16 protein-coding genes and 3 pseudogenes are annotated in these 20,378 nt (G+C 70.6%); 9 read left to right on the top strand and 10 right to left on the bottom strand.

Going from position 1 to position 20,378, the window contains the following annotated elements; genetic code table 11:
- The first annotated feature begins 138 nt into the window (after positions 1 to 138).
- The 4 genes and pseudogenes from QF035_RS05210 to QF035_RS05195 form a co-directional block, all read left to right on the top strand.
- Positions 139 to 504: a peptidoglycan-binding domain-containing protein gene (locus tag QF035_RS05210; protein WP_307518518.1), complete on the top strand. Its 366-nt coding sequence runs from the start codon at positions 139 to 141 to the stop codon at positions 502 to 504.
- A 90-nt stretch (positions 505 to 594) separates the two neighbouring features.
- Entirely contained in the window at positions 595 to 1,359 is a 765-nt protein-coding gene (locus tag QF035_RS05205) for an N-acetylmuramoyl-L-alanine amidase (RefSeq protein WP_307518516.1), read from the top strand.
- A 133-nt stretch (positions 1,360 to 1,492) separates the two neighbouring features.
- The gene (locus QF035_RS05200; protein ID WP_307518514.1) at positions 1,493 to 2,503 is read left to right on the top strand and encodes an ArsR/SmtB family transcription factor; all 1,011 of its coding nucleotides are present in this window, start codon (positions 1,493 to 1,495) and stop codon (positions 2,501 to 2,503) included.
- Positions 2,504 to 2,599: 96 nt separating this feature from the next.
- A pseudogene (locus QF035_RS05195) lies at positions 2,600 to 3,088 on the top strand (RNA polymerase sigma factor); the annotation flags it as partial.
- A 3-nt stretch (positions 3,089 to 3,091) separates the two neighbouring features.
- Here QF035_RS05195 and QF035_RS05190 read toward each other — a convergent pair.
- A pseudogene (locus tag QF035_RS05190) lies at positions 3,092 to 4,276 on the bottom strand (MMPL family transporter); the annotation flags it as partial.
- Between the two features lie 159 nt (positions 4,277 to 4,435).
- On the opposite strand from QF035_RS05190, the pseudogene QF035_RS05185 reads away from it, so the two are divergent.
- A pseudogene (locus QF035_RS05185) lies at positions 4,436 to 4,897 on the top strand (AraC family transcriptional regulator); the annotation flags it as partial.
- A 315-nt stretch (positions 4,898 to 5,212) separates the two neighbouring features.
- On the opposite strand, the gene QF035_RS05180 reads toward QF035_RS05185, so the two are convergent.
- The 7 genes from QF035_RS05180 to QF035_RS05150 form a co-directional block, all read right to left on the bottom strand.
- Positions 5,213 to 6,472, bottom strand: coding sequence for a vWA domain-containing protein (locus tag QF035_RS05180; RefSeq protein WP_307518512.1), 1,260 nt, complete (start codon positions 6,470 to 6,472; stop codon positions 5,213 to 5,215).
- Positions 6,469 to 7,731 (bottom strand): AAA family ATPase, encoded by a 1,263-nt coding sequence (locus QF035_RS05175; RefSeq protein WP_307518510.1) that lies wholly within the window; start codon positions 7,729 to 7,731, stop codon positions 6,469 to 6,471. Before QF035_RS05175 ends, QF035_RS05180 begins: the two co-directional genes overlap by 4 nt.
- Before the next feature lie 110 nt (positions 7,732 to 7,841).
- The gene (locus QF035_RS05170) at positions 7,842 to 9,302 is read right to left on the bottom strand and encodes a hypothetical protein (RefSeq protein ID WP_307518508.1); all 1,461 of its coding nucleotides are present in this window, start codon (positions 9,300 to 9,302) and stop codon (positions 7,842 to 7,844) included.
- A 110-nt stretch (positions 9,303 to 9,412) separates the two neighbouring features.
- Entirely contained in the window at positions 9,413 to 10,924 is a 1,512-nt protein-coding gene (locus tag QF035_RS05165; RefSeq protein ID WP_307518506.1) for a HEAT repeat domain-containing protein, read from the bottom strand.
- A gap of 70 nt (positions 10,925 to 10,994) precedes the next feature.
- Positions 10,995 to 11,531 (bottom strand): hypothetical protein, encoded by a 537-nt coding sequence (locus QF035_RS05160; protein WP_307518504.1) that lies wholly within the window; start codon positions 11,529 to 11,531, stop codon positions 10,995 to 10,997.
- A gap of 48 nt (positions 11,532 to 11,579) precedes the next feature.
- Positions 11,580 to 12,431 (bottom strand): class I SAM-dependent methyltransferase, encoded by an 852-nt coding sequence (locus QF035_RS05155; protein ID WP_307518502.1) that lies wholly within the window; start codon positions 12,429 to 12,431, stop codon positions 11,580 to 11,582.
- A 63-nt stretch (positions 12,432 to 12,494) separates the two neighbouring features.
- Positions 12,495 to 12,872 (bottom strand): MerR family transcriptional regulator, encoded by a 378-nt coding sequence (locus QF035_RS05150; protein WP_307518500.1) that lies wholly within the window; start codon positions 12,870 to 12,872, stop codon positions 12,495 to 12,497.
- A gap of 134 nt (positions 12,873 to 13,006) precedes the next feature.
- Between QF035_RS05150 and QF035_RS05145 the strand changes: the two genes are divergently transcribed.
- Complete coding sequence (locus tag QF035_RS05145) at positions 13,007 to 14,080, top strand: alkene reductase (protein WP_307518498.1); 1,074 nt, start codon at positions 13,007 to 13,009, stop codon at positions 14,078 to 14,080.
- 78 nt (positions 14,081 to 14,158) lie between these two features.
- Here QF035_RS05145 and QF035_RS05140 read toward each other — a convergent pair whose 3' ends face one another.
- Positions 14,159 to 15,691, bottom strand: coding sequence for a DUF4419 domain-containing protein (locus tag QF035_RS05140; RefSeq protein ID WP_307518496.1), 1,533 nt, complete (start codon positions 15,689 to 15,691; stop codon positions 14,159 to 14,161).
- A gap of 52 nt (positions 15,692 to 15,743) precedes the next feature.
- Between QF035_RS05140 and QF035_RS05135 the strand changes: the two genes are divergently transcribed.
- The gene (locus QF035_RS05135; protein WP_307518494.1) at positions 15,744 to 16,730 is read left to right on the top strand and encodes a phosphotransferase family protein; all 987 of its coding nucleotides are present in this window, start codon (positions 15,744 to 15,746) and stop codon (positions 16,728 to 16,730) included.
- A gap of 34 nt (positions 16,731 to 16,764) precedes the next feature.
- On the opposite strand, the gene QF035_RS05130 is transcribed toward QF035_RS05135, so the two are convergent.
- Positions 16,765 to 17,481 (bottom strand): FadR/GntR family transcriptional regulator, encoded by a 717-nt coding sequence (locus QF035_RS05130; RefSeq protein WP_307518492.1) that lies wholly within the window; start codon positions 17,479 to 17,481, stop codon positions 16,765 to 16,767.
- A 220-nt stretch (positions 17,482 to 17,701) separates the two neighbouring features.
- Here QF035_RS05130 and QF035_RS05125 point away from each other — a divergent pair, with 220 nt between their 5' ends.
- Positions 17,702 to 18,925 (top strand): aminotransferase class V-fold PLP-dependent enzyme, encoded by a 1,224-nt coding sequence (locus QF035_RS05125; protein ID WP_307518490.1) that lies wholly within the window; start codon positions 17,702 to 17,704, stop codon positions 18,923 to 18,925.
- Between the two features lie 147 nt (positions 18,926 to 19,072).
- Entirely contained in the window at positions 19,073 to 20,377 is a 1,305-nt protein-coding gene (locus tag QF035_RS05120) for an ABC transporter substrate-binding protein (RefSeq protein WP_307518488.1), read from the top strand.
- Position 20,378: the final 1 nt, after the last annotated feature.

The raw sequence follows: 20,378 nt of genomic DNA, 5'->3' as shown, positions 1-20,378 counted from the left end.
ACCCCGCGTCCTGACATCTGGCGCGGAGGAGTGCCTGACCTGCCTTCTTTCGGCCTGTTCGAATCTCGTAGACCGGCGGTCGTGTTCACACGCACTCTTACTTTCATCACAACAACCACACACCTCGGGAGAGACATCATGCGTACCCGCCGCCTAGCCCTCCTGTGCAGTACCGCCGTACTGGCTCTCGGAGGGAGCCTCGCGGTCGCGCCCTCCGCGAGTGCCGCGGTCGCCGAGCCGAACTGCAACTACATCTCCGACACCGCCCGGCCCACGGTCCGTCCCAACGACGAGGGCAACGCGGTTCGCCAGGTGCAGTGCCTCATCAACTACTACAGCAAGTACTCCGACTGGCTCGACGTGGACGGGGACTACGGCCAGGCCACCGCGCGGGGCGTGTACTACGTGCAGACCTGTAACGCCACCGACGGCGGTGCCGACGGCATCGTGGGTCCCAGCACGTGGAACCGCCTCTACAACCCGAAGCCCGCCTGCGCGCTGTAGGGCACTCCTCCGTTCCACCGGCTGCCCGCTTCCCGACCGAAGGAGCGGGCAGCTTCGACCGGCCAGGCCCCCCACAGGAGGAATCACGCGATGACGGTCCCGGACTCGAACCCCGCAGGCTCCCGGAGCCCGGCCCGCACGGCGTCCCCGGTATCGCGACGCGTGTTCCTGGGCGGCCTCGGAGTCGCCGCCGCGTTGAGCGTCGTGCCCCGCCCGCCCGCGGCCGCTGCCGCCTCCGCCGCGTACACGTTGCGCTCGCGCGCGGCCTGGGGCGCGGACGAGACCCTGCGGTTCGCAGCCGACGGTACGGAGATCTGGCCGCCCGAGTACTACCCGGTCCAGACCCTCACCGTGCACCACACCGACGACGGGAGCACCGATCCCGACCCGGCCGCGGTGGTCCGCGCGATCTACCGCAACGACACCGTCGGCAAGGGCTACGGCGACATCGGCTACAACTTCCTGATCGACAAGAACGGCCTTGTGTACGAAGGGCGTTGGTCCGGCACCGACGGCACGCCCGCGCACGACGCGTCGGGGCGGCTCGTCACCGGCGCGCACGTCCAGGGATACAACAGTGGAAACCTCGGAATCGCCCTTCTGGGGACGCTGACGACCACGCCCCCGACGACCGCCGCACGCACCGCGCTCATCCAGCTCCTGGCCGAACTGGCCGAGCGCCATTCGATCGCCCCCCTGGGGAAGGTGTCCTACCTCAATCCGGTGAGCGGAGCCGCCCGCGTCGCTCCTGCCATCGGCGGTCACCTCCACTGGGCTGCCACAGACTGCCCGGGTACGGTCTTCGCAGACATGCCCGCCATACGCACAGAGGTGGCCGCCCTGATCCAGGGCTGACGGTTCGGGCGGGCGTACACAGCACTGACCCCGCTGTGTGCGCCCGAAGGATGATCCGGTCCAGTCATTGTCTTCACGAGGGCCGGCGAGGCATCGTCTGCCGCGTCGGGCAGGAATCACGCATGGGGGGACCGTGCTGCGTATCCACTTCACGCCGGAGGATCTCGTCCGAACGCGGCTCGCCTGCCGCCCCGATCCCTTATGGGAGATCGCCGCCAGTCTGCACCGGCTACAGTCCCAGCTCGGGCGCTGGGCCCACGCTGCCTGGTACCGCGACGCCCGCGCTGCCATCTCCGCACAGCAACTGGGCTCCGTCGTACGCACGTTGCTGCTTCCGCTGTTCCCCCGCGCGACGTACTTCCCCGACTTCCTCACCCCGGCCGAGGCGGGCCATGGCCTGAAGAGCGGGCTGGACGCGATCCTCGACACACCGCCCGCCCGGGTCCGGCACGAGATCGGTCTGCTGGCACAGGTGAGGAACGTACCGACGGACATGTACCGCCTGGCCGACAAGGACGTCCGCGCGGAACTGGTCGCGTCGCTGCGCAAGTACCACAACGCGGCCATCGCCCCCTACAGCGACCGTATGCAGGCCCGTGTCGATGCCGAGTGCGCCCGCCGGGGCCGCGATCTGCTGCACGGCGGAGCGGAGGGGCTGCTCGGCGGACTGGGGCCGGCCATGCGCTGGAGAGCCCCCGTCCTGGAGGTGGAGTACGTGGGCGGTGTCGATCGTGATCTGCACCTGGGCGGCCGCGGCCTGGTCCTGATCCCCTCGTACTTCTGCTGGCAGAAGCCGGTCTCCTTCGCCGACCCCGATCTGCCGCCCGTCCTGCTGTACCCGCTGGCATCAGACGGACCCGTTCCCGAACACCGCCCGGCCGAGGCGCCGTTGTCGGCACTGCTCGGACGCACCCGCGCCGCGGTACTGCTCGCGGTGACGTACGGTGCCACGAACTCGGAGATCGCCCGCGCGGTCTCGGTGTCCCCCGCCAACGCCAGCCACCACACCACCGTGCTGCGCGACTCGGGACTCATTGTCAGCCACCGCCACGCGAACACCGTCCTGCACACCCTCACACCGCTGGGAGCGGCACTGCTCCGCCTCCCCGACCAGGACCGGCAGATCACGGTGCAGGACGGCTGAGTACCGGAGTTCGGTTTTCCCGGGCGGCCGTTACGCCGCCGGGCCGCCCACAGTACGGTCGCACGCAGGACGGGAGACGCCGGAAGAGGAACACCCATGAGCCCGAACGCAGTTGACGCCGTACGTCTGGAGGACGCGGTGCTCACGCGTGCCGCGCAGGCGGGTGACGTCACTGCCCTGGGTCTGCTGCTCGAACGGCACCGGGCAGGCATGCGCGCGGTGGCACTGAGCATCCTGGGACCGGGGCCCGACGTCGACGACGTGCTCCAGGACGCGGCCGTGACCGCGCTCCGCCGCGTGGGCGACGTCCGCGATCCGGCGGCCATCGGTCCATGGCTGCGGATGATCGTGCGCAACGCCGCCCGTTCCCTGCTGCGAGGCTCCGTGGCCTTCCGACCGATCGACGATCTGCACGTGCCCTCCACGGACGCCGGACCGGAGCGCCGGCTGGAGCACCACGCGATGCGGGACTGGATCTGGGAGGCCATCGAAGAGCTTTCCCCCACACTGCGACTGCCCCTGGTACTGCGTCACTTCAGCACCGGCGTCACGTCCTACGAGCGGATAGCCGACGCGTGCGGAGTCCCGGTCGGCACGGTCCGCAGCCGGCTCAACCAGGGACGGGCCAAGCTCGCGACCGCCCTCGCCGCCACCGCCGACGCTCCGCACGGCGACACGGCGCGACGCACCCGCGCCAGCCGGATCGTCGACAGCCTCGTAGTTCACGGACCCGTCGGCCACCACTTGGACGGCCGCCTCGTCATCGCCCGCGAAGTCCGTCTGCAAAGCCGTGGACACCTGCCGGCTCGCGGCGTCCTCGGGAAGGACCCGTTCGTCCGGGGTACCGAACGTGACGCCGAGGAGCGGCGCCGCGGCGAGCAGGAGCACCGCGAGGACCGGCACGCTGGTCAGCACCGGTCGGCGCATCACGGTCCCGGCCAGTCGGCCCCAGAAAGGTGCGCGCCGGCGATGACGGTCGGCCCTGGGCCAGGGGAGCCTGCCGCTGTTGATGCGATGCCCCAACAGCATGAGCAGCGCGGGCATCACGAAGAGGGTGCCGACGGCCGCGATGACGACCACACCCACACCGGCGTAGGCGAACGAGCGGAGGAAGTACTGCGGGAAGACCAGGAGCGCGGTGAGCGCGACCGCGACCGTGCCGGCCGAGAACACGACCGTACGTCCCGCCGTGTGCACCGTCGTTCGAACCGCGTCGGCAACGCTCGTCCCCGACGCGAGCTGCTCCCGGAAACGGCTGATCATCAACAGCGCGTAGTCGATGCCCAGTCCGAGCCCGAGGGCGGTGGTCAGGTTGATCGAGAAGACCGACACGTCGGTGACGCTGCCCAGGAGCGCGAGTTCCGCGAAGGTCCCGGCGACCGCCACCGTGCCGATGGCGAGCGGTAGCAGAGCCGCGACCACGCCCCCGAACACGATGAGAAGGAGCAGCAGCGTCACGGGGACGGCGATGATCTCCGCGAGGAGGAGGTCCTTCAGTACCTGCTCCGACAGTTCGGCGCCCACCGCCGTACCGCCGCCGGCCTGGACGGTGAGTCCCTCGTACCGGCCCCTGTACGTGTCGATGATGTCGTGCGCGTGCTCTTCCCGCGTCGACTCGTCGCCCTTCACATGGGCCAGGACCAGGCCGCGGCCGCCCACCAGTTTCCCGAAGGCGCCCACACCCACGACGCTCATCGCAGCAACGAGGACGGAGGCCACCACAAGCACAGCTCTGGGCCACCGAACCGTCAATTCCGCAACGCGGTCCAACATGTCCATCCTTTGGTTGAGGGGCCTCATGGAGGCGGATCCCGATACGAGGCCGTTCGGCTGCGCGCAGACAAGACGCGGGACCGGCCCAGGAGTTCGATCCCGGCGACGTGAGCTGGCTCACAGCTGCGGAGCGTCCTTCGGCCGGCCGCACGATGCGGCGTGTCTTCCCGGAGCCAAGACCTCACGGTCTCCTCGGCGAGCGCCTGGGACGAGGTCTTCACCGGCCTCCACGGCGCGAGCCGCATCAAAGTGCCGGATCGCCGCACTCCATGGGCCGGACGCCTGAAGTGGCAGCGTTCGAAGGTCTACGGCCTCGCCCTGTGCGCCGGCGGAGAGGAAGTGGTCGACGGGGACACCCGGCACATCCGGTCCGACCCCCGAGGCACGTACGAACCCCTCGTACCGCTCGCCGGGACGGCCTGCGTCGAACAGGGGGCGTCGTCCGGGGAGATAGGGCCAGGCGGCATGGCGCTGTGCGACATCGACCGCCCGCTGACGTTCGCGCACGGTGACGATCTCGTGGGGATCTCCTTCCTCATGCCCGGCCAGAACGTCGCCGGACGCAGCCGTGTCGCGGCCGGAGGGCCGCACGTACTCAGCGGCGCCAACGGACTGGGCCGAGTCGTCCGGCAGTTGACGACCACACTGCACGAGGAGCGCGAGCAACTCTCCGAGTCGACCTTCGACATCGCGTGCGACCGACTCCTGGACCTGGTGTGTCTGGCCGCGGAGGGCGGCAACGATTCGGCGCCCACCGGGCAACGAGCGACGGTCGAGGCCGCGATCCGGCGCTACATCCGCGAGCATGCCTGCGACAGGGACCTGGACGTCGTCGGCGCGGCGCAGCGCCGGAAGCACCTCGTCGAGTCGGACATCACGTCGACCGGGCCACGAGCATCAACTCCGGCACTTCGTACACGAGTTGACCTGAACGGATCACCTGCCGGCGGGAGCCGAACCGATCTCCACCACACGAGCCCACGTGGGCGGGGTGTCGGGTACGTACTCGGGATCGTCCTCGTCCCACGACCCGGAGTCGTACGACCGGGGGAACAGGCCGACCACCGTCCGGCAGGACGGCTGCGCGCTCGGCCAGGGCGTCTGACCGTCGGTCAGGACCACGATGACATCCGGCCGCGGCCGGGTACGGAGCGCCTTGGCGAAGCCCGTGCGCAGATCCGTGCCCCCGCCGCCCAGCAGCGGAATCCCCTCGGCGCGGCACAGCGGGTGCACGACCTCGGCGGACGCGTCGCACGGCAGTACGGAGACCAGATCCCGGCGGCCGCCCACGGCATGGGAGATGGCGGCAACCTCGCGGAGAGCGCTGCCCAGTTCGGCGTCGCTGACCGAGCCGGAGGTGTCGATGATCACGGAGACCCGGGGCGGTCTGCGCCGGAGACTGGGGAGCACGACGCCCGGCACTCCGGCCGACCGGCGTGAGGGACGGCCGTAGCTGTAGTCCTGGCCCGCGCCGGATCCCGAGCTCGCCGAACGGATCGCCGCGCCCAGCAACTCCCGCCACGGCTGCGGTGGTTGGAAAGCCTCGTCGGCCCATCGCTGCCACGCCTTGGGGGCGTTCCCCGGACGGCCCTTGATGCCCTGCGCCACCCGGAACCGAACCGCGTCGCGTTCCTGCGCGCTGAGGCCGTGCGCGCCGTTCGGTCCCAGTTCCCACCCTCTGTCCAGACCGTCCGCCCCACTGCCGCAGTCCAGCCAGGCGTGGCCCTGGGTGCGCGGCCCGAGCCGGAACTGCCGCAGGTAGTCCTCCATGAGCTGCCCCTCGGGCAGCCCCAGGGAGCCCGGCTCGACGACGTCCTGGGGCCAGGCCAGCCCGTCGCCGTACACGTCGTCGTTGATCTCACAGTCCGCGGCGATGTTCATCCGCAGCCGTTCCCCGGGGCCGGTCAGTCCGCGTTCCTTCGCGACCCTGTCACTGCGCCCGTGGTGGTCGCGCAGCAGGTGCGACACCTCGTGCACCCACACACCGGCCAGCTCCTCCACCGGTGTGCGGTCCACGAACGCCGGTGAGACGTAGCACCGCCAGTGCCGGTCGACGCCCATCGTCGGTACCGAACGTGACTCCACGGTGTGCAGGGCGAACAGCGCCGTCGCCAGGTAGGGCCGGGCCCGGGCCGCCTGCAGCCGGGCGGCGAAGAGCTTGTCGAGGTCCAGCGCCCTCGGCGGATCCGGGATCACCGGCTCGCCCTGGTGGTGACCGCGGCCCGGGCCGCCGCCCGGTCTGCCCGCCGGGAGATGGACACCGCTCCGGCGAGCTGTTCGATCGATGCCGGAACGTCCCAGTCCTGCTGACGCAGCGAGGCGAGCGTGGTCGCCGGGACGACCACCAGGTCCGGGGCTCCGGTGTCCAGCGCCCGCACCAGAAGCGCCCATGCGGCGTCCCAGCGCGTCTTGTCCGGGCGCTTGCGGACGGCGGCCACGACACCGTCGAGCACGGCCTGGCGCAGATCCCCGCGCTCGGGCAGGGCGGCGGACTCCGGGTCGGCGAGCAGCAGTTCGGGGTCCGGGAGGTCCATCCGGTCCAGGCCGGCCAGCAGTTCCAGACCGGGGCCGTCCCCAACCGTTCCCCTGACCAGTAGGGACAGCACCTCCCTGGAGGAACCGGCCGCGGTCACGAAGGCGATGAGGCACAAGGTCATCTCCCAACTGCGCGGTGACGGCCAAGGTCCGCCCCGGCGCGTCTCGTTGCTGGGCAGCCGGTGTACGAGTCCGGGGCGGGCGGAGAGGAGTTCGCACACGGCACGGCGGGCGAAGCCCACGGCCTCCGGCAGCCGCTCCGGATCCAGCCGCGGCAGTGTGGCCCGCGGCCAGGTCCCACCGAGTCCGCGAACCACCACGTCGTGGTCATGGGTCCACTGGAGATGGACGAACCGGTTGGCCAGGGGCGGGCTCAGCTCCCAGCCGTCGGCCGCCGAGGACCGCGGATTGGCGGCGGCCACGATACGTACGCCGGGCGGCAACTGCAGGGCGCCGATGCGCCGTTCGAGTACGAGGCGAAGCAGCGCGGCCTGCACGGCAGGCGGCGCGGTGGACAGCTCGTCCAGGAACAGCAGCCCGCGGCCGGCCCGTACCAGTCGGACCGCCCAGTCCGGCGGGGCCATCGGGACGCCCTGTTCCGCGGGATCGTCGCCGATGACGGGCAGCCCGGAGAAGTCCGACGGCTCGTGCACGCTGGCGATGACGGTGGTCAGTGGAAGGTCCAGGGACGCGGCGAGCTGTGTCAGCGCCGCGGTCTTGCCGATACCCGGCTCGCCCCACAGGAGGACGGGCAGGTCCGCGGCGACGGCCAGTGTGAGGGCCTCCAGTTGGATGTCGGGGCGCGCTTCCGTGGTGGTGTCGCGCAGACGGGCCAACAGGTCGCCCGCTATGTCGAGTTGGGAGATGTGCGTCGGGTCGGAGGGTGCGCTGGGCGCGGCGAACGGGCTGTATGAGGGCATGTTTGATCACCTGAGGGTTCGTGGAGCGGCGAGTAGAGGCAGGGGTGAGCAGAAGGCAGGGGCGAGCGGAGGACAGGGGCGAGTTGAAGGCAGGCAGAGACGCCCCTGGATCAGCGGCCGGTCGTGTGGCGTGGATGGGAGCGGTGGCTGGGAGGGCGAGGCAGACTCGGGCGGACGCGGCCGGGTCCCGGGCCGGCGAGGTCCGCCCGGAAGAGCCCGTAGAGGATGCGCCGCCGCGCGGCCGCCTCCAGTTCGTCCCGCAGTGCGCCGTCGCGCAGCAGTGCGTCGGGGCCCAGCAGGCCCTCGACGACGGCCAGTGCTCCGGCGATGTCGCCGTGGTGGAGGCGTTCCCGGACACCGGTGAGGCAGTCCGGATGCCGGTGGGCCGTGTCGATGGTCTGGAGGCAGGGGAGCGGTGTGCCGGTCAGCTCGGCGAGGAGTTCCTCCCGGCGGATCTCGCCGGGGTCGTGGTCCAGTGGGGACAGGACTCCGTGGACCATGCCGATCCGGTGCTGCTCTCCCCGGCAGTCCACGAGGTGCGGTTGCCCTGGCCGGGCAGGCACCCGCCCGGAGGTCCGGGAGGGACCTGTCAGGGAGTGGTCCGGTGCCAACGCCGAAGCGACCAGCGGATGCAGCCGATCGATCTCGATCGAACCACTGCGGACCAGTTCCAGGTCGGGCAGCGTCCAGGTCGCCGCGTCGGGCAGGACCGGCAGCGCGGCGGTGGCCCCTTTCGTGGGCGCCACGGCGAGGGCGAACCCGGGCGACCCCGCGCCCTCACCGTCCGCGGCCAGGTCCAGCAGCAGTCGCTGCCCGGATCCCACCCGCACGGCGACGGTACCGGTGGACCGTCCCTCGGCGCGGAGCAGTATCCGCGCCTCGGCGGCCCACCGGTCGACGGCACAGCGCGGATCCCACGGCACCGGCTCCGGCACATCCGGGTTCACCAGGCTGAGGCCCTCGCCGGCCTTCACCAGGGGAAGGCCTTCGCCGGTCGGCCGATCGGCTCCCGACCGGACCCGTAGCTCATCGCTCCTGCGCGCGTCCCACAGATGACGGTGCAGATCGAGGCGGAACCGCCGGTTCGGCCGGGGGTGCGGGTGACGGCGGGCGCCGGCGTCGGCATGGGATCCGTCCCACAGCGCGAGACTGATGCGCTGACCGGCGTCCGCCCAGGCGGGCGCTGTCCGGACCACAAGAAACACCGGGCCGGGGCTGTCACGCGTGCCTGGGCCGTCACGCTCCTCCGCGTCGTACCGCGTCAGGGCGATCGTCAGCCCTGGCCGCAGCAACCCGTGGGGAGCGGTCCTCGGCATGTGCCAGCGCAGCAAGTCAGGCGCCAAGTGGCGGAGATCCGCGCGGACTTGGGCGGCGAGGTCCCGGCCTCGGGTACGGGCCAGGGACCGCAGATCGAGATCGACATCCACACCCGCGGCGGCGCACGCTCCCGCCCAGTCCCCGGCACGGCGGCGGGCGGACGCGGTCTCGATCATGGAGGGCGGCACGGCGAACTCTCGCACGCGCGGCCAGAAGGAAAGGCGGAGATCCTCGTAAGCGGTGTCAGTGAGCATCAGCACTCACCTTGCGCGGACGGGACCCCCATTCTGTCAACAGAGTGAGTCGTCATCGCGAGCGACAGTAGCGCCCTCGCGCCGACCTGTCAGGTGGTTTTCCGTGGCAGTCAGTTCGGGCCACCTGGATCCGCAAGAGCCTGGAGCACGGCGGCGACAGCCTGCCGCAGCCGCGGGGACGGGTCCGAGGCGAGGGTCCCCAACCGGTCGTGCAGCGCCTCGCGGCCAGGCGGGAGCGCGAAGCCGAACCTGAGCCACTGCTCGAGAGCGAGCGCGGCGCTGTAGCGGACCGGCTCCTCAGTGTCGTCGAGCCCTCGCACCAAGCGGCGTACGTCCTCCTCGGCGCCGTATCTGCCGCGACCTGGGCCATCAAGGTCTTCCGGGACGAGTAGCGAGAGCACCGCGGCCCTGACCTCGGCCGCCTCGGCACTGTCGGCCAGGCGTCGCAGGACCGGCAGTGCGTCAGGCAGCCCGATCAGGGCATAGCCCGTCCGCCAGGCCGTGCTCGGCTCCGCCGCGAGGCGATCGACCAGAACGCGGGTCACGGGCCAACGCTCCCAGAGGCGCAGTCCGCTGTAGACGGCTGCGCCCAGGCCGTCGACGGCACCTGCCTGCACATCCGTGTCCGGATCGTCGAGCAGCGGGAGCAACTGCCACACGGCGTCCCATCTCCCGCACTCGCCAATGGCTTTCGCGGCGGCGGCACGGGTCGGTCCCGGCACCCCGGTGTCGTCGATGACGCCGCGCAGGAGTTCCACGGCCGTCCCGGTGTCCACCTCTCCCAACGTGCGAGCGGCCGCCGGACCGGCCACGGGGTCGCGCAGCCATCGCCGTGCCGGGCCGATCAGTTGCTGGTCGCCCGGCTGTTCCAGCATGCGCAGCAGACGCGCTGCCACGGCCGGGCTCTGTTCCACGTCAAGCGCGGTGGCCAGGGCGTCACGAATCTGCGGCGTCTCCACGTCGGACAGCCGCGACGCCACCGCGATCCGTACGTCGGGGGACGGGTCGCGCAGCCCAGCGAGCAGCGAGTCGAGCAGTCGCTCGGTGCACCGGCCCGGCAGCAGGGTGAGCGCCTCTATGCGTGCGGCGGCGTCGCCCTGCCGGGCCGTCCGGATCACCTCGGCCTTCACGGCCGGATCGTCCCGCAGTTCGTAGATCAGGCTCCGGGCCCGTCCCCACACGGCGCCGTCCGGATCGCCGAGCAGGCTCACCAGCGTCGAGACATCGCCGGGCACGCCCAAAGCCGTCAGGCCGACGAGAGCGTTGATACGGACGTGGTACTCCGGGTCGTCGAGCAGCTTCGTGAAGGCACGCACGATCCCGTCGCCGTGCAGCCCAAGGTGGATCGCGGCGAGCGAGGCCCTGCGGCGTACCCATGGATCCATGTCGCCCATCAGGAGCGGCAGCACCTTCTCGCCCGCCTCCGGCACCCCGAGCCGGCCGAGGCCGATGGCCGCGGCCTCGCGGACCTGGGGCACCGGGTCACCGGCCGTCTCGGCGAGCACCCAGGCGTGCTCGCGACGGCCGACCTTGCCCAGCCCCTTCGCCGCCGCCACGCGACGCTGTGTATTGCGACCCGCCAACTCCCTCAGGAAGAAGGCGATCTGGTGCTCCGGTCCCATGACACACCCCGGAAAGGAAGACCTCCGAGCCGCCCGGAGGTTGTACGGCCCCGACCGGGTCCACCGAGGATCACAGTCCGCGGGCGAAGGAGTCGAGGACGGCGAAGTCGGTGTCGAGCAGCCCGACCCGGGCATCGACATGGTGGAGAAGCGCCGGGCCCCCGTGGTGCGAGGCGACGAAAGCACGGTCGGTGTCGTCGAGGTCGTCGTCGACCCAGGCGAACGGGCGGCCCCCGGCGTGCGCGACGAGGTGACGGGTCTTCCAGAACGTGCCGTCCGGGCGTATGTCATGTGTCGTGGGCCAGTCCACGACCGGCAACCGCGGAAGGCCGATGACAGGCCCGATGAACGTGTTGGCCTCCGCGCCCCAGGTGGTCGCCCACACCAGGTCGTACTGCTCCCCCAACTCCCTCAGCCGGGAACCGTGTTCGGGGTTGAGCCACACCCGGAGCGGCTTCACGTGGGCCCGTGGCGTACTGGGGTGCTGGGCGATCCAGCCCTCGGGCTTCATCCGGTGCGTGTCATACCCCGCGGGCCGTCGGTGCGGCTTGGCGGCATAGGGGTTGAGCGGCCCGTCCACGTCGAGGTAGAGAAGCGGCCGGTTCATGCCGATACCCCCATTTCCATCGCTGCTCCCGCCCCGCGGTTGGCTTGTTCACGCGACTCCCGGCCAGGTGGCGGTCACCAGCCAGAGCCGCGATGTCAGCCGTACGCCGGTGTCCGACTCGTAGGCGCGGAAGGCGTCGACCGCCGCGCGCCGGGCATGCTCCGTGGCCTGCGGGTCGGTGTCCCGCAGCCAGTGCCGCATGGGGCCCCAGCCGAAGAGGAAGGTCGCGGCGTCCTCCGCGTCCGTGCCCCACACCTGAGTCCGTTCGATCGCCTCGGCGTCGGCGTCCTCGAAGCCGGCGTCGCGCAGAACGCCCGTGGTGCGTTCGGGGTCGGCGAAGGAGGCGGGGCCTGTCTTCGTGTCCTGGGACAGGTCGGGCAGGGGCACATGCTCGGCGACGGCGGCAAAGATGACGGACTGTTCCATTCGGCTGAAGGCCTGCGGACAGACGAAGGCGAGGCGTCCGCCCGGCCGCAGAGCCCGTCCGATGTTGGCGAACGCGGCCACCGGATCGGCGAAGAACATCACCCCGAAGCGGCTGACCGCCACGTCGAAACCCGCCTCGGGAAAGGGGTACACCTGGGCGTCGCCCTGTACGAAGGAGACGTTGTCGAGCTTCTCCTCGGCTGCGCTCGCCCTGGCCCGCTCCAGCATCGGCACGGACAGGTCGACACCGAGGGCTCGGGCTCCTCGGCCGGCCGCGAGGCGGGTGAGACGTCCGTTGCCGCAGCCGACGTCGACGACCGCGTCCGTGTCCTTGATACGGGCGGCGGTCAGGAGAGGCGCGTTGGCGTCGTCGTTGAGATTGTCGTAGCGCGTCTGGTGATCCGCCCAGTGGGTGCCTTCGTAGCCGTTCCAGGCCTCGGCCTGATGCGTGTTCACGATCGTCTCGTCCGTCATACGTACATGGTGAGGCCCGCTTTGACCCGTGTCACCGCGTCGGGCGGAGCGCGGGCGGCGGCGTCAGGCGGAGGCGGCCGCCTGGAACTGCTCGCGGTGTGCTCGGGCCGCGGTCATCAGGCCGTCCAGGGCGTCACGGGTCTGAACGAGTTCCGCGATGTGTGCGGTGAGCCGGTCGCGTTCCTGGCCCATGCGTTCGAGGGCGGCGTCCGAGTTCTCCTCGCTGGGCGAGTCGACGCAGGGGAGCAGTTCGGTGATGGTCCGGCTGGACAGGCCTGCCGCGTACATCCGCTGGATGAACGTGACGCGCTCGACCTCGTAGTCCGTGTAGTGCCGCTGGCCACTGGCGCTGCGGGTGCTGGTGAGCAGGCCCTGTTCCTCGTAGTAGCGCAGCGACCGGACGCTGACGCCGGCCCGTTCGGCGAGCTCTCCGATGCGCATGTCGTTCTCCCCGCTCCCGGCTGTTACCTGCGCTGTTACCTACGACACAGGCCTTGCCTCTGACGTCAATGTCAGGTTTTAGCGTAACCGCTGTGCCCGGGACCCGGGCCGACGGATCGCGAAGGAGTCCTGAAGTGACGAGCCTGTTCCAGAGCCATCAGCTCGGCGAACTGACGCTGCCCAACCGTGTCGTGATGGCCCCCATGACGCGGGTGAGGGCCGCTGCCGGTGGCCTGGCGACGCCGTCGATGGCGACCTACTACGCCCAGCGTGCGACCGCCGGGCTGATCGTGACCGAGGGGGTCCAGCCGAGCCTGATCGGGCAGTCCAACCCGGGCACGCCCGGTCTGCACACCGAGGAGCAGCAGGCCTCGTGGCAGCCGGTGACGGACGCCGTGCACGTCAACGGAGGGCGGATCTTCGCCCAGGTCATGCACGGCGGGCGCGTCTCGCATCCCGACACGACGGGCACGCGGCCCGTCGGCCCGTCGGCCGTGCCCGCCGTCGGCGACGTCTTCACGCCGACCGGCCCCCAGCCCGCCCCCGTGCCCCGCGCGCTGGAGACCTCGGAAGTCCCGGAGCACGCCCGCTCCTACGCCGACGCGGCACGCCGGGCCGTGGACGCGGGATTCGACGGAGTGGAACTGCACGGAGCCAACGGATACCTGATCTCGCAGTTCCTCTCGTCCAACGCCAACCTGCGCACGGACCGGTACGGAGGCTCCGTGGCCCACCGGATCAGGTTCGCCGTCGAGGCGGTGTCCGAGACCGTCGAGGCGGTCGGCGCGGCCCGCACGGGCATCCGGCTCTCCCCGGGCGGGACCTTCTGGGGTGTGCGGGAGTCGGAGGTCACGGAGCTCTACACCGCCCTGCTCGGCGAGTTGGCGCGGCTGGAGTTGGCGTACGTCCATCTCGAAGCGACCGCGGACGAAGAGGTGCTGGTGGCGCTCCGCCGTGCCTGGCCGGGCACACTCGTCATGAACCCGGTCGTCCCCATGGGCCCCAAGCAGACCGGCAGGTCCGAGGCCGACCACTGGCTCGGTCTGGGCGCGGAACTCATCAGCTTCGGCCGCGCCTTCATCGCCAACCCCGATCTGGTGGAACGCCTGCGCACGGGTGTTCCCGTCGCGCCCGTCGACGAGGCGACCTACTACCAGGGCGGCGACGCGGGGTACCTGACGTATCCGGCTCACCAGTACAGCGCCTGACAGCGGCGGTTCGGCGGGGCGGCTCGCTCAGCGGCGCGCCGCTCGCCGGTTCCCGAGTCCGGTATCCGATCGCCTCTGTCAGACGATGCCGCGGTCCAGTTCGTCGAGCCGGCCGGTCTCCAGGTGCGCGATGTCACCGCCCGAGTCCAGGGCCGCGTCGAGGAGGAGAGGGAGCGAAGTGCCGTACACACGGACCTCGTTCGGCTCGTCGACGAGCCGGAAACGAGGGCGGTTCGTGTCTTCGCCGTCGGACGGTGCTTCCTCGATCCGGCAGACGACCCAATGGGTCGTCCCTGTGCGGGAGTCGTCGACCGCGCCGAGACTCCGGCCGTCCGCGAGGTCGATGATGATGGCGATCGAGTGCGCTCGATGACCGCGCCACATCGTGCGGCGGTCGGCGATGGGCCGCAGTCGCCAGGCGCCGTCGAACAGTGTCGCGGAGCCGACACGGCTGTAGAGCGCCACCACGTCCGCGCACCCCTCGAACCAGAGCCCGTCCGGAGACTGCGCGGGGGTGGTGGCATGGTCACACACGATCCGGTCGATCACGTCGTCCATCTCGACCGCAGCCGAGGTGAGATGCCAGCCCGCCACCGGCCGCAGCGATCCGTCGTCGTCCTGGCCGACACCCACGAGTCCGGCGTGCAGGGCGACCACTCGATTGTCGCCTTCCACCCGGTCGTTGATGTGGACGACCAGCCGTGACAGGGTGGCCGGCACGTCGTCGCTGCGCACCCCTGGGCCCGTGTAGAACATGCCGTCGAGGGTCAGGTCGCGCGGTTCGTCGAGGGGGAGTTCCAGCAGTGGATTCGGCCTCGTGACGGCACCGCGGCGGGTCAGATACGGATAGAACCGTGCGATCCACCCGGTGACGACCTCGCCGCCGTAGGCGTCGACCGGGCTGTAGATGCGGCGCCAGAACGCGGTGTCGACGTCGCCTGCCGCGGCACGGACGAACTGGTCGGCCATCGGGACGAGCGACCGGCACCACGTCTCCATGCCCAGGTCGGCGACCGCGTCCAGCCGTGCGCGGATCCGCTGCCAGTCCTCGACCGTGCCGGCCAACGTGATCGACGGGATTCCGCAGACGAAGGTCATCCACAAGGCGAAGTACGGCGCGTACGCGTCGAGCATGACGATGCGTCCCGCGACCCGCTCGACATCGGTACTGGTGGAGAAGTCGCACTCGAACAGATCGGCGGTCGTGCCGGTGCCGTCGATCTCCGCCGCGAGCAGTTTGTGGAACAACTCCACAGCGTCCTGCCAGGAGTTCGGGTCGCGCGGCATCGGCCCGTCGACGGCCACGGTGAGTCGCCTGCGGCCCGCGTGACGCACCAGCCGTGGCCGCAGCTCCTCGGCATGCAGACGGATGTGCTGGGCGAGGCCCTGCGCGATCGTCAGCCATACCGCGTCCGGGGTCAGCACCAGCCGACGATGATCGGCGAACGCACGCCCCACCGCCCCGAGCAGCGGATGCACACCATTGGGCTCGATGACCGGAGTGCTCGGGTCCCCGCCGACCGCGAGCGCGTCCACGGCCAGTTCGCCGAGAGGCCGGGTGGGCAGCGGCTCTGGAGCGGGCGTCACATCGTCGATCTCGAACGTCACCATCGCGCGATTCTATGGAGTTGTGGGCTCCTCGGTGATCAGTAGGCTGCCCCCCGTGGACGCGGGCGGGCATACGGACGACATCGGTGCCGGAGTGGACGGTCAGGGCTGGTCCAACACCCGTGCCTGGGTGGAGAAGACGCTGGGTGAAGGCGAACGCATCAGGGCCGTCGTCCCGCTGCGCGGCGGCTGGACCTCACGGATGCGCCGCCTCGACATCGAAGGGCAGGGCGAGCCCAGGTCGCTCGTCCTGCGGTCGTTCGTCAGGCCCTTCTTCGTCAAGCACGCGCAGGGGCTCCTCACGCGCGAAGCGGACATGTTGAGGTTCCTCGCGGAGACCTCCGTGCCGGTCGCCGATTTCCACGGCGTGGATGCCCTTGCAGAGCACTGCGACCACCCCTCGCTCCTGATGTCCTGGCTGCCTGGACGTGTCCGGCTGGACGGCGACGAGGACGTACCGCGCAGGACCGGGCTGCTGGCTCGGCAACTCGTCGACATCCATGGGCTGTTCGTGCCGACGCGCACACGGCCGCGTACGTACCAGGCCTGGACGGCGGCCGATCGCGTGCGGTTGCCCGAAGGCACGCTGCGGCCCGAACTGTGGCAACGAGCCGTGGACGTCATCCACCGTCCGCCCCCGCCGTACCGGCCCTGTTTCCTGCACCGCGACTTTCATCCCGGCAATGTCCTCTTCACCGGCCACGGCGCCGACTTGGCGGTCACCGGTGTCGTGGACTGGGTGGAGACGTCCTGGGGCCCGGCCGACCTGGACGTGGCCCACTGCTCCACCGCGCTCGCCCTGCTGCACGGCGTCGACACCGGAATGCGCCTGGCCGACGACTACTCGGCAGTCGGGGGAGCGCTCGACGGGGATCCCGGAGCCCACCTGTACTGGCGTCTGCTGGATGCCCTCGCCTTCGCACCGGACGCGGAGAAGGTCGCCGGTCCCTGGCGGGAGCTCGGCCGGCACGACCTCACACCCGTGACGCTCACCCACCGGCTGGAGGACTATCTCCAGGCACTGCTCACCCGATACGGGTGATCGCGACTGACCGTGCTCCGAGAACGGACAGCCGTCAGCTCGGGGAGTCCTCCGGTCCGCCGTCGGTCTCCTCCACCGGTGGCATGAAGGCCCGCAGCCACCGCTCCGTCTGGGCGACGTGCGCCTCGGCCGCGCCGGCGGCGGCGCCCGGGTCGCGGTCGGCGATGGCAGTGGCCAGGACCCGGTGGTCCGCGTCGCTCTTGCGCCGCATCTCCGGGCCCTCGGGGAGGGTGAAGACCTGGTACTTGCGGGAGCGGGCGCGGAAGACCGCGAGCAGGGAGGCGAGCGTGGGGTTCTCGGCGGCCCGTGCCACTTCGGCGTGGAAACGGTGGTCGAGCTCCGAGGCCTCGGTGGGGTCTTCCGTGGCCTCCATGGACTCGATGAGCGAGTAGAGCGTCTTCACCGTCTCGGGGGTCCGGCGCGCGGCGGCCTTGGCGGCCACGTGCGCCTCCAGCACCCGACGGATCTCGTAGACCTCCAACAGGCCCGACAGCGGCAGGAGTTCGAGGGTCAGCGACAGACTTCCGATGACGTCCTCGGGCCGGAGCTGGGAGACGTAGGTGCCCGACCCGTGCCGCGGCTCCACCACACCGAGCGCCGCCAGCATCCGTACGGCCTCGCGCAACGGACCCCGCGAGACGCCCAGTTCCTCGCCGAGCTCGGCCTCGGGCGGGATGCGGTCTCCCGGGCCCAGGCGCCCCGTCGCGATCATGTGACGCAGACCGTGGAACGCCTTGTCGACTGCGGACATCCGATTCCTCCCCTGACGGGCCGGCGGCACCACCGAGACCCTCGGGCACTGTAGTCAGTCATCTGATGTCTCGGATGTATCGGCCGGGAGTCATCTGATGACTTTCGCTGCATGACCCTTGCGAGGCCGGAAAACGCCTGCCAGGATGCCGAGTCATCATACGTGTCGCCGTCATCCTCTGATGTCTGGTGGCACTCGGGTTCGGTAGATGTGGAGTGATGTGAGCGAGACCGAGGTCACCACCGCCCCGCGTCCCCTGCTGCTGGCGGACGGCCGGCCCGCCGCCCGGGCGTGGTCGCTGGACCCCGTCATGAAGCACCTGAACCACGGCTCGTTCGGGGCGGTCCCGCTGGTGGCGCAGGAGCGGCAGAACGAACTGAGGGCCGAGATGGACAGTTCCCCGGTGGTGTGGTTCCCCGCGCTGCCGCAGAAGATCGCCGACGCCCGGGTCGATCTCGCGGCCTTCCTGCGGGCCACCCCCGACGACCTCGCCCTGGTGCCCAACGCGAGCGCCGGAATCAGCGTCGTACTCAACGCTCTGCCGCGTCGCCGCGGCGGCGCGATCGTCGTCACCGACCACGGCTACGGAGCCGTGACCATGGGCGCCGAACGGCTGGCCCGGCGCTGGGGCGGCGAGGTCCGCACCGCCCGCGTGCCGCTGGACGCGGACGAGGAGCAGGCGTACGAGGCCGTGATGGCGGGGACCGACGACGCCACGGACCTGATCGTCGTCGACCAGATCACCTCGGCGACCGCCCGCCGGATGCCGGTCGAGCGGATCGGCGCCGGGGCCGCGCGGCTCGGGGTCCCCCTGCTCGTGGACGGCGCGCACGCTCCCGGCCTGATCGAGGCTCCGCTCGACGGCCTGACGTGCGACTTCTGGGTCGGCAACCTGCACAAGTGGGGCTGCGCGCCGCGCGGCACCGCAGCGCTGGTCGCACGCGGCGCGCAGCGCGAGGACCTCTATCCGCTGATCGACTCGTGGGGCGCCCCCGACCCCTATCCCGACCGCTTCGACCAGCAGGGCACGGTGGACGTCACCGGCTACCTCGCCGCGTCGACGGCACTGGACTTCGTCGACCGCACCTGGGGCTGGGACACCGCCCGCCGGTACATGGACGACCTGGCCGGCTACGCCGAGCGCCTCGTCGGAGCCGCCTTCGCCGAACTGGGCGCCGTCCCCGGCATCGTCGACGTGGGCATGCCCGTTCCCGGGATGCGGCTCGTCCGGCTGCCCGAGGGGCTGGCCGGCAGCCGGATCGAGGCGGACGCACTGCGCGACCGGGCCGCCCGGGAACTGGGCGTGGAGGCGGCCTTCACCAGCTTCGACGGCATCGGCTACATGCGGCTGTCCGCACACGTCTACAACACCGCCGTCGACTACGAGTACTTCGCCGAGGACTGCGTCCCCGTCATCGGCGAATGGGCCCACGCGGCCCACTGACAGCCCGGCGCGTCGACGGCGCGACACCGCGATTCCCCGACAGCAAGGCCCCCACACCACGGCCCCCACACCACGGCCCCCGACACCAGGCCCCCCGCCCCCGAAGCCGCAGCCAGCGCGCCCGTATCCAAGGAAGAGGTCGGCACGATGAGTAGAAGGACGGCAGCTCTCGCCCTCGGCACAGCCGCCACCATGGTCCTGACCGGCTGTTCCGCCATGAGTGGCGGAGAAGCCGACGGAACAGTCACTCTCAACATGGTCGAGAGCCTGACGAACCCCGCCCGCACGGACCTGCTGAAGGGCCTGATAGCGGACTTCGAGAAGCAGAACTCCAAGATCAAGGTCAATCTGATCTCGCCGCCCACCGAGCAGGCGGACCAGAAGATCCAGCAGATGCTCCAGTCCGGCAGCGGCGTGGACACCCTCGAAGTACGGGACACCACGGTGGGCCCGTGGTCGAACAACGGCTGGCTCTACGACATGAAGAAGGACCTCAAACCCTGGAAGGGCTGGGAGGCGATGACGGAGAACGCGGTCAAGGCCTCCGAGACCGCCGCAGGCAAGACGTACTTCGTGCCGTACGGCTTCTACGGCCTGAGCGTCTTCTACCGCACCGACCTGATCAAGGAGGCCGGCTTCGACAAGCCCCCGGCCACCTGGGACGAACTGCTCGAACAGGCCTCCGCCATCCACGATCCGGCCAAGCGCCGGTACGGGTACGCCTTCCGCGGCGGGGCCAACGCCAACGGCAACGCCACCGCCGTCATCGAGGCGTACGTCGCCGACAAGATCGACCCCGCCGACGGCTTCAAGGTGAAGGACGGCAGCACGATCTTCGCCGCCCCCGAGGCCGTCGACGCGATGAAGACCTACCTCAAGCTGTTCAAGGAGGCGTCCCCCAAGTCGTCCGTCTCCTGGGGCTATCCGGAGATGGTCGAGGGCTTCTCCAACGGCTCCACGGCCTTCCTGCTGCAGGACCCGGAAGTGATCGCCACCGTCTCGGAGTCCAAGTCGATCGCGAAGAACCAGTGGGACACCGCTCCGCTGGTGGCGGGGCCCAGCGGCAAGACCGTACAGCCACTCGCCACCGCCGGCTGGGGCATCGCGGACGGCAGCAAGCACAAGGCAGAGGCCGTCAAGCTGGTCGAGTTCCTCTCCGAGGGCAAGGCGTCGACGGCCTTCACCAAGAAGAACAGCCTGGTGCCGATCCTCAAGTCGGCGACCGAGGACCCCTTCTACAAGACCGGCCCCTGGTCCAGCTACGTGACCATGACGGAGAACCCGGACACCTACCTCAACGTCAGCCAGCCGCGTGGCGTCGCCTGGTGGGCGGAGTGGCAGCAGAAGGCCGACGCGGACATCCAGAAGATGGTGCTGGGCAAGACGACTCCCGAGAAGCTGCTGGACGGCTGGGACGCGTACTGGACCGAGAAGCGGCAGCAGGAGAACTAGC

This window comes from Streptomyces umbrinus (assembly GCF_030817415.1).
Lineage (GTDB): Bacteria > Actinomycetota > Actinomycetes > Streptomycetales > Streptomycetaceae > Streptomyces > Streptomyces umbrinus_A.
The sequence above is the reverse complement of the archived record's forward strand: the minus strand, read 5'-3'. Positions and strand labels throughout refer to the sequence as shown.